This window comes from Mesorhizobium sp. J428, assembly GCF_024699925.1.
Lineage (GTDB): Bacteria > Pseudomonadota > Alphaproteobacteria > Rhizobiales > Rhizobiaceae > Mesorhizobium_A.
Map to the genome: position 1 here is coordinate 2,898,214 of NZ_JAJOMX010000001.1, position 12,291 is coordinate 2,910,504.

The 12,291-nt window shown below is 67.0% G+C and carries 9 protein-coding genes and 1 pseudogene; 9 read left to right on the plus strand and 1 reads right to left on the minus strand.

The window, feature by feature from the left end:
* Window positions 1–62 precede the first annotated feature (62 nt).
* The 8 genes and pseudogenes from LRS09_RS14665 to LRS09_RS14700 all read left to right on the plus strand — a co-directional run bounded on the left by LRS09_RS14665 (window position 63) and on the right by LRS09_RS14700 (window position 10,682).
* Window positions 63–1,022, plus strand: a complete 960-nt coding sequence (locus LRS09_RS14665) for a DMT family transporter (protein ID WP_308240301.1) — start codon at window positions 63–65, stop codon at window positions 1,020–1,022.
* Window positions 1,023–1,116: 94 nt separating this feature from the next.
* Window positions 1,117–2,343: a TCR/Tet family MFS transporter gene (locus tag LRS09_RS14670; RefSeq protein WP_257807524.1), complete on the plus strand. Its 1,227-nt coding sequence runs from the start codon at window positions 1,117–1,119 to the stop codon at window positions 2,341–2,343.
* A gap of 25 nt (window positions 2,344–2,368) precedes the next feature.
* A pseudogene (locus LRS09_RS14675) lies at window positions 2,369–3,582 on the plus strand (MFS transporter).
* Window positions 3,583–3,629: 47 nt separating this feature from the next.
* Window positions 3,630–6,428, plus strand: coding sequence for a [protein-PII] uridylyltransferase (locus LRS09_RS14680; protein WP_257807525.1), 2,799 nt, complete (start codon window positions 3,630–3,632; stop codon window positions 6,426–6,428).
* A 242-nt stretch (window positions 6,429–6,670) separates the two neighbouring features.
* Window positions 6,671–8,266 carry a murein biosynthesis integral membrane protein MurJ gene (gene murJ, locus LRS09_RS14685; RefSeq protein WP_257807526.1) on the plus strand — a complete coding sequence of 532 codons (1,596 nt, stop codon included), beginning with the start codon at window positions 6,671–6,673 and terminating at the stop codon, window positions 8,264–8,266.
* Window positions 8,267–8,383: 117 nt separating this feature from the next.
* On the plus strand, window positions 8,384–9,448 hold the full coding sequence (trpS, locus tag LRS09_RS14690) for a tryptophan--tRNA ligase (RefSeq protein WP_257807528.1): 1,065 nt from the start codon (window positions 8,384–8,386) through the stop codon (window positions 9,446–9,448).
* Between the two features lie 73 nt (window positions 9,449–9,521).
* Window positions 9,522–10,013: a universal stress protein gene (locus LRS09_RS14695; protein WP_257807529.1), complete on the plus strand. Its 492-nt coding sequence runs from the start codon at window positions 9,522–9,524 to the stop codon at window positions 10,011–10,013.
* 93 nt (window positions 10,014–10,106) lie between these two features.
* A complete protein-coding gene (locus LRS09_RS14700) occupies window positions 10,107–10,682 on the plus strand; it encodes a NifU family protein (protein ID WP_257807531.1) in 576 nt (191 codons plus the stop codon).
* Between the two features lie 314 nt (window positions 10,683–10,996).
* Here LRS09_RS14700 and LRS09_RS14705 read toward each other — a convergent pair whose 3' ends face one another.
* Window positions 10,997–11,614 carry a L,D-transpeptidase gene (locus LRS09_RS14705; protein WP_257807533.1) on the minus strand — a complete coding sequence of 206 codons (618 nt, stop codon included), beginning with the start codon at window positions 11,612–11,614 and terminating at the stop codon, window positions 10,997–10,999.
* 208 nt (window positions 11,615–11,822) lie between these two features.
* Here LRS09_RS14705 and cueR point away from each other — a divergent pair, with 208 nt between their 5' ends.
* A complete protein-coding gene (gene cueR, locus LRS09_RS14710) occupies window positions 11,823–12,218 on the plus strand; it encodes a Cu(I)-responsive transcriptional regulator (protein ID WP_257807535.1) in 396 nt (131 codons plus the stop codon).
* The last annotated feature ends 73 nt before the right edge of the window (window positions 12,219–12,291 follow it).

Consider the following 12,291-nt stretch of genomic DNA (forward strand, 5'->3'; position numbering starts at 1 on the left):
CAAGCCGGGGCGGCGCCATGGCGGTTTGGCCGGGGCGGCGGCATCTGCTATCGCGCCGGCCCATGAGCAACGCATCGACAGCGGGCGCCGCACGGCACGATTCGGACAGGGCGACCCGGCTGGGCATCGCCTTCATGCTGCTCGCCATCCTGATGTTCGCGCTGAACGACACGCTGGGCAAATGGCTGCTCGGCAGCTACGGCGTCGGGCAGCTCCTGTTCATCCGCACCGTTTCGGCGCTGCTGGTGATGGTGCCGATCCTGATGCGGGTCGGCTGGCATTCGCTCTTCCCGGCGAGCCGCGGCTGGCTGCTCGCCGCGCGTGCGCTGATCGCGACACTGGAGATCGGCGCGTTCTACCTCGCCGTATCTTACCTGCCGCTGGCCGACACGATCACCTACTGGATGGCGGCGCCGATCTATGTCGCAGCACTTTCGCCGTTTCTGCTCGGCGAGCATGTCGGCTGGCGGCGGTGGACGGCGATCATCGTCGGCTTCGTCGGCGTGCTGATCGCGCTGAACCCGTCGGCGGAGACGCTGACGCTGCCGGCGCTGGTGTCGATTGCCGGCAGCCTGCTGTTCACGCTCCTGATGATCACCGGGCGGGCGCTGCGCGGCACGCCGGATGCGGCGATGGTGTTCTGGCCGCTGGTGACGTCGGGCATCGCCGGCGCGCTGACGATCCCCTTTGCCTGGGTGACGCCGGCGCTCGACGATCTCGCGCTGCTTGCCTTGCTCGGCGTCGTGGCGCTCGGCGCGCACTACTTCACCAACCGCTCGCTGGCGCTGGCCCACGCGTCGACCGTAACGCCCTATCAGTACGCTGCTGGTGTGGGCGATGCTGTTCGGCTGGCTGTTCTTCGGCGAGGTGCCGAAGGCGAACGTGCTGGTGGGCGGCGCGGTGATCGTGGCGGCGGGGCTCTACATCTTCTTCCGCGAGCGGCGGCTGGGGCGGACGAACACGGCAGACCCGTCGGCCGGTTCGGTGGCGTGAGGACCTGCCCGGGGTGCGGGCGCTCCTGACATCGACCTGTCAGGAGGTGGCGCGATGGTGGCGGCAGCGTCTGGCACCGGGTGGTGCTTGCCGCTAAAAGGCGCCTCCGTTCGGACCAGTACCATGCAGCAGCCCGCCACAGCCTCCCGATCCGCGATCGGCTTCATCCTCGTCGTCGCGATCCTCGACATCGTGGCGATGGGCATCGTCATTCCCGTCCTGCCGCCGCTGATCGAGGAATTCGCCGGCTCGACGGCCGATGCCGGCTGGATCAACGGCGTGTTCGTGGCGCTGTGGGCGCTGATGCAGTTCGTTGCCTCGCCGGTGATCGGCTCGCTGTCGGACCGCTACGGCCGTCGGCCGGTCATCCTGCTCTCGGCAGCAGGGCTCGCCGCCGACTATGTGCTGATGGCACTGGCGCCGGATCTGTGGTGGCTGGCGGTCGGGCGCATCGTCGCCGGCATCACCTCGTCGTCCTTCACCACGGTCTATGCCTACATGGCCGATGTGACCCCGCCCGAGGGCAGGGCGAAGGCCTACGGGCTGATCGGCGCGGCCTTCGGCGGCGGCTTCGTCCTCGGGCCGCTGATCGGCGGGGTGCTGGGCGAGATTTCGCCGCGCGCGCCGTTCTGGTTTGCGGCGGCGCTGAGCGCGCTGGTCTTCGTCTACGGCCTGTTCGTGATGCCGGAATCGCTGGCGCCGGAGAAGCGCATGGCGTTCTCCTGGCGGCGCGCCAACCCGTTCGGGGCGCTGATGTTGCTCAAGTCGCACCGCGAGCTATCCGGGCTCGCGACGGTGAATTTCCTGCTGCACTTCTCGCATCACGTCTTCTCGGCGGTCTGGGTGCTCTATGCCGGCCATCAGTTCGCGCTGACATCGGCGCAGGTGGGCATACTGCTGGCAGGGGCCGGCGCGCTGGACATGGTCACGCAGGGCCTGCTGGTCGGCCCGGTGACCAAGCGGCTGGGCGATCGCAAGACGATGATCGTCGGCCTCCTCGGCGGTGCGACGGGGCTGGCCGCCATGGGACTTGCGCCCGACGTCGTCTGGTTCGCGCTCGCGCTGCTGCCCAACGCGCTGTGGGGCCTCGCCATGCCGACGCTGCAGTCGCTGATGACCCGGCTCGTCTCGGAAAGCGAGCAGGGGCAGCTGCAGGGCGCCAATATGAGCGTGGCCTCGATCGCGGGCGTCGCCTCGCCGGTCTTCTTCGGCTGGGTCTATTCGCTGACGGTCGCCGAGGGCACGACGCTGCCGTTTCCGGGCGCGTCCTTCCTCATCGCCAGTGCGATTCTGGCCCTAGGGGCTTGCCTTGGCTGGGCTGTTGCCCGCCGCGCGATGCGGGCGGTATAGAGCCGGCACTTTCGGGAGAGTCGCCTTGACCGACATTGCCGCACCCGCGCCACGCATCAACGCCAGCACGACCGTCTTCGGCGTGCTGTTCGCCGTGAGCGGCTGCCATCTGCTCAACGACATGATGCAGTCGCTGCTGGCGGCACTCTATCCGATGCTGAAGGCGGATTACGGCCTGGCGTTCTGGCAGGTGGGTCTCCTGACCTTCGCCTTCCAGGTGACGGCCTCGCTGCTGCAGCCGGTGGTCGGGCTCTACACGGACAAGCGGCCGATGCCCTATTCGCTGCCCTTCGGCAGCGCCTCGACGCTGCTGGGCCTGCTGCTGCTGGCGACATCCTCGACCTATCCGCTTCTGGTGCTGGGTGCCGCCTTCATCGGCATCGGCTCGGCGATCTTCCATCCCGAATCCTCGCGCATCGCCCGCCTCGCCTCAGGCGGTCGCTACGGGCTGGCGCAGTCGCTGTTCCAGGTGGGCGGCAATTTCGGCACCGCGATCGGCCCGTTGCTGGCCGCCTTCATCGTCGTGCCGCGCGGGCAGGGCAGCGTCGCCTGGTTCACGGTCGCTGCACTGCTGTCGATGGTGATCCTCTACCAGGTCGGCGCCTGGCTAACCGCTATCGCGCGAACGCAGCCAAGCGGCCGGCCGTGGCCGACCCTGCGCGCCTGCCGCGCAAGACAGTCGTCACCGCGCTGGTGGTGCTGGCGCTGCTGACCTTCACCAAGAACATCTACCTGGTGAGCCTGTCGAGCTATTACACCTTCTACGTGATCGACAAGTTCGGCGTGACCGTGCAGGGCGCGCAGGTGATGCTGTTCATCTTCCTCGGCGCGGTGGCGCTGGGCACCATCCTCGGCGGGCCGATCGGCGACCGGTTCGGCGCCCGCACGGTGATCTGGTTCTCGATCCTCGGTGCGCTGCCGTTCACGCTCGCCATGCCCTATGTCGACCTGTTCTGGACGCAGGTCCTGTCAGCGATCATCGGACTGATCATGGCGTCGGCCTTCCCGGCGATCGTGGTCTTCGCGCAGGAACTGGTGCCGGGCCGCGTCGGCCTAATCGCGGGCGTGTTCTTCGGCTTCGCCTTCGGCATGGCCGGCATCGCGGCAGCCGTGCTCGGCGTGGTGGCGGACGCCTGGGGAATCCGCTTCGTCTACGACATCTGCTCCTACCTGCCGCTGCTCGGCCTGCTGACGATCTTCCTGCCGGACCTGCGCAGCCTGCGCGGCACGGCGCACTGAGCGGCCCTACTCCCCAGCGGCGCGAAATCAGTCTATAGACGCCGCCGATGGCGAAGATTCCCCTGAAGCTGGAACGTATTGTCGATGGCGAGGCGCTGCGCCGCGAGTTGACGGCGCTGACCGCCGGCACGGGCGGCGACGGCTCCAACCCGGCGGTGCGGCAGAAGGCCGTGGACCTGTTCAAGCGCACCATCCTCGAAGGCCGCAAGGCGGCGGAGGAGATGCTGTTGCAGGACGGCAGCGGCCTGGCCTGCGCCGAGCGCCTGTCGCATCTGATGGACGAGGTGATCCGGGCGCTCTACGACTTCGCCACCATCCACGTCTACCGCTCCAAGAACCGCTCGGCGGCCGAGCGCATGGCGGTGATCGCTGTCGGCGGCTATGGCCGCGGCACGCTGGCGCCGGGCTCCGACATCGACCTGCTGTTCGTGCTGCCCTACAAGCAGACGCCGTGGGGCGAGCAGGTCGCCGAATACATGCTCTACGTGCTGTGGGACCTCGGCCTGAAGGTCGGCCACGCCACCCGCAACATCGACGAATGCATCCGACTGTCGCGCGGCGACATCACCATCCGCACCTCGATCCTGGAGGCCCGCTTCCTGTGGGGCGACGAGAAGCTGTTCGACGACCTCGTCGCGCGCTTTGACGAGGAGGTGGTGAAGGACACCGGGCCGGAATACGTCCAGGCCAAGCTCGCCGAGCGCGACGAGCGCCACCGCAAGGCGGGCGAGAGCCGCTACGTCGTCGAGCCCAACGTCAAGGACGGCAAGGGCGGCCTGCGCGACCTGCACACGCTGTTCTGGATCGGCAAATATTTCTATCGCGTGCGCACCGGCGAGGAACTGGTGGGGCAGGGCGTCTTCACCGCCGCAGAATACAGGCAGTTCCTCAAGGCCGAGGACTTCCTCTGGGCGGTGCGCTGCCACATGCACTTCGCCACCGGGAAGGCGGAGGAGCGGCTGCATTTCGACATCCAGCGCGAGATCGCCGAACGGCTGGGCTACACCACCCATCCCGGCCTGTCGGCGGTCGAGCGCTTCATGAAGGACTACTTCCTCGTGGCGAAGGACGTCGGCGACCTGACCCGCATCTTCTGCGCCGCACTCGAGGAAGAACAGGCCAAGCACGTTCCGGGCTTCAACCGGCTGTTCCTCAGCTTCTCGCGCCGCAAGAAGAAGCTGCCCGGCACCAGCGACTTTCTGGTCGACAACAACCGCATCACCATCGCGGCCGACGATGTCTTCACCAAGGATCCGGTGAATCTCGTCCGGCTGTTCTGGCTCGCCGACAAGCACGGGCTGGAATACCACCCCGACGCGTTGAAGCTGGTCACGCGTTCGCTCGGCCTCATCGACCGCACCCTGCGGCGCGACGCGGAGGGCAACCGCCTGTTCATGGACATCCTGACCTCGGACAGGAATCCGGAACTGAACATGCGCCGGATGAACGAGGCAGGCGTGCTCGGCCGGCTGATCCCCGATTTCGGCAAGATCGTCGCGATGATGCAGTTCAACATGTATCATCACTATACGGTGGACGAGCATCTGATCCGCTGCATCGGCGTGCTGTCGGAGCTGGAGCACGGCGACGGCGAGAAGCTGCACCCGCTGTCGCACAAGCTGATGCCGGGCCTGAAGGCGCAGCGCGAAATGCTCTACACGGCGGTGCTGCTGCACGACATCGCCAAGGGCAGACCGGAAGACCACTCCGAGGCCGGCGCCAAGATCGCCCGGCGGATCTGCCCGCATATGGGCTTCAATCCGGCCGAGACGGACACGATCGCCTGGCTCGTGGAGAACCACCTGGTGATGTCGCTGACCGCGCAGACGCGCGACCTGAACGACCGCAAGACGATCGAGGACTTCGCCGCGGTCGTGCAGTCGGTCGAACGGCTGAAGATGCTTCTGATCCTCACCGTCTGCGACATCCGCGGCGTGGGGCCGGGCGTGTGGAACGGCTGGAAGGGCCAGCTCCTGCGCACGCTCTACTACGAGACGGAGCTGCTGCTGACAGGCGGTTTCTCGGAGGTCGCGCGCGAGACCCGCGCCGCCGCCGCGCGGGCGCGGCTGCTGGAAGCGCTGTCCGGCTGGAGCGAACGCGACGCCAAGCGCCTCGTGAAGCTGCACTACGACAACTATCTTCTGACCGTCGACCTCGCCGACCAGCTGCGCCATGCCGAGTTCATCCGCCAGGCCGACCAGTCGAAGAAGAGCCTCGCCACGATGGTGAAGACGCTGGAATTCGAGGGCGTGACGGAGATCACCGTGCTTGCGCCCGACCATCCACGGCTGCTGTCGGTGATCGCGGGCGCTTGTGCCGCGGCCGGCGGCAACATCGTCGACGCGCAGATCTTCACCACCACGGACGGGCGGGCGCTGGACACGATCCTGATCAGCCGCGAGTTCGACATGGACGAGGACGAGCGCCGCCGGGGCGAGCGCGTCGGCAGGCTGATCGAGGACGTGCTGTCGGGCCGCACCTGGCTGCCGGAGATGATCGAGAAGCGCACCAAGCTCAAGCGCGGCTCGAAGGCCTTCACGATCGAGCCCTTTGCCGAGATCCGCAACACGCTGTCGAACCGCTTCTCGGTGCTCGAGGTGGAAGGGCTGGACAGGCCCGGCCTGCTGTCGGAGATCACCGGCGCGATCTCGGACCTGTCGCTCGACATCGCCTCGGCGCACATCACCACCTTCGGCGAGAAGGTGATCGACACCTTCTACGTCACCGACCTGACCGGCCAGAAGATCGAGAACCCGACGCGGCAGGGCGCGATCCGCGACCGGCTGATCGCAACGCTGGAAGGCGGCGCAGGCAAGCCGCAGCGCGCCAAGGCGGCGGCGGAATGAGGGGCCGACCCCAGACTGCGGGAGAAGCGCATCCCCGCGACGTCGGCGAAGGCGCCCCCCTCTGGCCTGCCGGCCATCTCCCCCTCAAGGGGGAGATCGGCAGCTCCTGCGATCCCACTCTTCCCGCGAAGCTGGCGATTGGCGAAAGCCGTTGCGCCAGCCAATCTCCCCCTTGAGGGGGAGATGGCCGGCAGGCCAGAGGGGGGGCGGGCGAGAACGCAGCGCCGGCGCCGGAGCGCCGCATGAGCCTCCTTAAGAAATTCGCGACCGTCGCGTCCGGCACGCTGATGAGCCGGGTGCTGGGCTTTGCGCGCGAGATGATGATGGCGGCGGCGCTGGGCACCGGGCCGGTGGCGGACGCCTTCTATGCGGCGTTCCAGTTTCCAAACACGTTCCGGCGGCTGTTCGCGGAGGGCGCGTTCAACGCCGCTTTCGTGCCGCTGTTCGCCAAGGAGATCGAGGCGAACGGCATCGACGGCGCGCGGCGCTTTTCCGAGGAAGTCTTCGGCGTCCTGTTCACCACGCTTCTGGCGCTGACCATCGTCATGGAACTGGCCATGCCGCTGATCGTCACCTACGGCATCGCGCCCGGCTTCGCCGACGACCCGGGCAAGCTGGCGCTGACCAAGTCGCTCGCCGCGATCATGTTCCCCTACCTCGTCTGCATGTCGCTGGCCGCGATGATGGCCGGCATGCTGAACTCGCTGCGGCGCTATTTCGCGGCGGCGGTGGCGCCGGTCTTCCTCAACATCATCCTCGTCGCCGTCCTCGCCTATGCCTGGTGGCGCGGCGCAAGCGGCCTCAACGTCGGCTACTGGATGGCGTGGGGCGTGATGGCGGCGGGCGTCGTGCAGCTTGCCATCGTGTGGTTCGCGGTGCGCCATGCCGGGGTGCGGCTGGGGTTCCGCCGTCCGCGCCTGACGCCGAACGTGAAGCGCCTGCTCTGGCTGGCCCTGCCGGCGGCGATCACCGGCGGCATCACCCAGATCAACACGCTGATCGGTACCGCCATCGCGACCGGGCAGGAAGGGGCGGTGGCCTCGCTCAATCTCGCCGACCGCTTCTACCAGCTGCCGCTGGGCGTGGTGGGCGTGGCGGTGGCGATCGTGCTTTTGCCGGAACTGTCGCGCGCGCTGAAGGCCGGCAACCTGACGGAGGCGGCAAACCTGCAGAACCGCTCGGTCGAGTTTACCCTGTTCCTGACGCTGCCGGCGACGGCGGCGCTGCTGGTCATCGCCGAGCCGATCGTGCGCGTGCTCTACGAGCGCGGGGCATTCACGGCCGACGACACGACGCGTGTCGCCTTCATCCTGTCGATCTTCGGCCTCGGCCTGCCCGCCTTCGTGCTGATTAAGGCCTTCACGCCGGGCTATTTCGCCCGCGAGGACACCCGCACGCCGATGATCTTCGCCGCGATCTCGGTGGCGGTGAACGTCGCCCTCGCGCTGGCGCTGTTTCCGTCGATGGGTGCGCCGGGCATCGCGGTCGCCTCCGCGGTCGCTGGCTGGATCAATGCCGGGCTGCTGCTGGCCGTTCTGATCTGGCGCGGCCAGTGGGGCATGGACAGGCCGCTCTTGACGCGGCTGCCGCGCATCCTGCTGTCAGCGGCCGCGATGGCCGGCGCGCTGTGGTATGCCACCGGCCTCGCTGCGCCCTGGCTCGTCCGCTCGGCCGGGCTGTTCAACCAGGTGTTGGCGCTGGGCGCGCTGGTGGCGGCCGGCGCGCTGATCTACTTCGCGCTCGCCTTCGCCACCGGCGGGGCCGACATCGGCATGGTGAAGCGCAATATCAGAAGGCGCACGAAGGCCTCGCCGGACGATACCGGAGAGAACCTCTAGGAGGCGTCCGGCCTCTTGATTGTGACCCCGCCATCCGCCATAAGCCGCCTCGTTTCGCCTGCCCCAGACGGGAATCGTCCCGGGGGCTTGGGCCCTCCACCAGCCACGGAACCAGCCATGTCGTTCAAGAAACTCGTCTTCTCCGGCGTCCAGCCGACCGGAAACCTCCACCTCGGCAACTATCTCGGCGCGATCCGCAAGTTCGTCGCGCTGCAGGAGCAGTCCGACTGCATCTACTGCGTCGTCGACATGCACGCGATCACGATGTGGCAAGAGCCGGCGGAGCTGGAGAACTCGACGCGCGAGGTGACCGCGGCGTTCCTGGCGGCCGGGATCGACCCGACCAAGCACATCGTCTTCAACCAGAGCCGGGTGATGCAGCATGCCGAGCTCGCCTGGGTGTTCAACTGCGTCGCCCGCATGGGCTGGCTGAACAAGATGACCCAGTTCAAGGACAAGGCCGGCAAGGACCGCGAGAACGCCTCGGTCGGCCTGTTCGCCTATCCGACACTGATGGCGGCCGACATCCTGGTCTACCGCGCCACGCATGTGCCGGTGGGCGACGACCAGAAGCAGCACCTGGAGCTGACGCGCGAGATCGCGCAGAAGTTCAACCACGACTTCTCCGACCGCATCCGCGACCTTGGCGTGGGCGTCGAGATGAAGTCGGGCGAAGAGACGGTGCACGGCTTCTTCCCGATCACCGAACCGGTGATCGAGGGCGAGGCGACGCGGGTGATGAGCCTGCGCGACGGCACCAAGAAAATGTCGAAGTCGGACCCATCCGACCTGTCGCGCATCAACCTGACGGACGACGCCGAGACGATCGCCAAGAAGATCCGCAAGGCCAAGACAGACCCGCAGCCGCTGCCCTCCGAGGTCGAGGGGCTGAAGGAACGGCCGGACGCGGACAATCTGGTCGGCATCTACGCCGCGCTCGCCGGGAAGACGCGCGAGCAGGTGCTTGGCGAGTTCGGCGGGCAGCAGTTCTCGGTGTTCAAGCCGGCGCTGGCCGATCTCGCCGTGGACAAGCTCGCGCCGATCGCCGCCGAGATGCGGCGCATCTCGGCCGACCGGGCTTATGTCGACCAGGTGCTGCGCGACGGCGGCGAGCGCGCGGGCGCGCTGGCCGAGAAGACGATGAAGGACGTGCGCCGGATCGTCGGCCTGCTGGGCGACTGATCCTGCCCTTGTGGCCTGCTTGCCGCCGGGCCCGCCCGGTGGCAGATTGCCGCCGATCAACCGGACGCATTGAATGGTCTCCAAACGCCTGATCCGCGAAGCCGGCCACCGCCGGAAATTCCTCGCGGTGATCGACGAAACGCCCGAATGCGAGCGCGCGGTGGCCTATGCCTCGCGGCGCGCCAAGACGACGGGCGGGGCGCTGGTGCTGCTGTTCGTGATCGAGACCGCCGAGTTCCAGCATTTCCTTGGCGTCGAGGCGGTGATGCGGCAGGAGGCGACCGCGACGGCGCAGGCTGCCCTCGACGCGGCGGCGGCCACCGTGAGAAGCCGCCACGGCATCGAGCCGGAACTGGCGATCCGCGAGGGCACCAAGGCGGGCGAGATCCACAAGCTGATCGAAGAGGACCAGGACATCGCCATCCTGGTTCTCGCGGCGGGCGCCGCGAAGGAGGGCCCGGGCCCGCTCGTCGCCTCGATCGCCGGCAAGGGCGCGGCCTTCCCCATCCCGGTCACGATCGTGCCCTATAATCTGACCGACGAGGATATCGACAGCCTCGCCTGACACAGCGAATGTCGCTTGAAACCCGCCTCGTGCAGGTCTATTTTAGAATAATTCCAAACTCGACCCTTGAAGTCGACCACGTGGAGAAGCGGCATGTTCATCCAGACCGAGGCGACACCGAACCCGGCCACCCTCAAATTCCTGCCCGGCGTTGTCGTGCTCACCGACGGAACGGCCGACTTTCGCGATGCCGCGAGCGCGAGCGAAGCCTCGCCGCTGGCCGGCGCGCTGTTTTCCGTGCCGGGCGTGACCGGCGTCTTCTTCGGCTACGACTTCGTCACCGTGACCAAGGACGGCCCCGACTGGCAGCACCTCAAGCCGGCGATCCTGGGCGCGATCATGGAGCACTTCATGGCCGGCCGGCCGGTGATGAACTCCGGCTCGCAGGCGGCTGCCGATACGGCCGAGACGGACGGCGAGTTCTACGACAAGGCCGACGAGGAGATCGTCGTCACGATCAAGGAACTGCTCGACACGCGCGTGCGCCCGGCCGTCGCCCAGGACGGCGGCGACATCACCTTCCGCGGCTACGAGAACGGCACCGTGTTCCTGAACATGAAGGGCGCCTGCGCCGGCTGCCCGTCCTCGACCGCGACGCTGAAGCACGGCATCCAGAACCTGCTGAAGCACTTCGTGCCCGAGGTGCAGCAGGTGGAGCAGGTAGCCTGAGGCGGTAGGCAGTAGGGGCTTCATCCTCCACAGCCGTCGTCCCGGACGCCGAAGGCGATCCGGGATCCATTCTTCTCCGCGATTGGCGTCGGGCCAGGATTCCAACCAGCAATGGATCCCGGCTGACCTCCGGTCGCCGGGATGACGATCGGAGAGGTGTGCGGCGGATCAGGGAGATGCCGTGGTCGGGCATGAGGCGGGTCGCCTGTCCGAAAAATCCCCAAGTTCTCCGCAGTTGCCTGTCGGATACAAAAAAGCCGGGTCCCCCGACCCGGCTTTTCTTCAGGCGCCCCCGCCCATGAAACTGAAGCGTGCTACTTCACGATCACCTTCGCGCCCACCTCGACGCGGTTGTAGAGATCGATGACGTCCTGGTTGATCAGGCGGATGCAGCCCGACGACATTGCCTTGCCGATCGACCACCATTCAGGCGTGCCGTGCAGGCGGTAGCCCGTGTCGCCGCCCTTGTTGAAGAGATACATCGCGCGCGCGCCGAGCGCATTGTCGAGGCCGGGGCCCATGCCGCCGCGATACTTGGCGAGCTCGGGCTTGCGCTTGATCATGGCCGCCGGCGGCGTCCACACCGGCCATTCCTTCTTCATGGCGACGCGCGAGGTGCCCTTCCACTCGAAGCCCTCGCGGCCGACGCCGATGCCGTAGCGCACGGCCTTGCCGCCGCCCATCACGTAGTAGAGGTGCTTCGCGCCGGTGTCGACGATCACGGTGCCGGGCACTTCAGTGGTGTCGTAGTTCACCACCTGGCGGCGGTATTCCTTGGGAAGCTTCGCCAGCGGGATGGCGGGGAGCTGGTAGCCCGCGTCCTTCTTCCCGCCATAGGAATTGCTGAACATGGACGCGCCGTCGGTCGCGCAACCTGATATGGCGGTTGCGGCGGCGAGCAGGCCGGCAACGAGCAATGATCTGAATTTCATATCGAATCCCGCAAGTGATCCAGCAACAATACAGCCCGATTCGAGCCGCAATTTCGTCAACATTACTAAGCGGCAGGTTGCGCGCTTGCCAAGCGTATTGCGCCGGGCTTTGCTCTGACCCGGCCATTGAGGTCCGGTCTATGGCATTTCTGCAACAGAACACCCATCTGTCCTGCAAGACAAGTATGAACGACAAGGGAGATTCGACATGAATATCGGGCGCGCAGCGGAGCTTTCCGGCCTGCCGGCGAAGACCATCCGGTATTACGAGGACATCGGCCTGATCAGCGCCGACCGCGCGACGAACGGCTATCGCGACTATTCGCAGGCCGACATCCACCGGTTGTCCTTCCTGCACCGGGCGCGGGCGCTCGGTTTCTCGATCGAGGACTGCCGCCAGCTCCTCGACCTCTACCGCGACCGCAACCGCGCCAGCCACGACGTGCGCGAGATCGCCAAGTCGCATGTCACGGCGATCGACGAGAAGCTGAGGGAACTGCAGTCGATGCGCGCGACGCTGAACCGCCTCATCCATGCCTGCCACGGCGACGACCGGCCGGATTGTCCGATCCTGGAGGATATCGCGGGGGAGGTTAGGCAGTAGGCAGTAGGCAGTAGGCAGTAGGCAGTAGGCAGTAGGTGTTCCCTTCCTAAGCCCTACTGCCTACTCACTACTG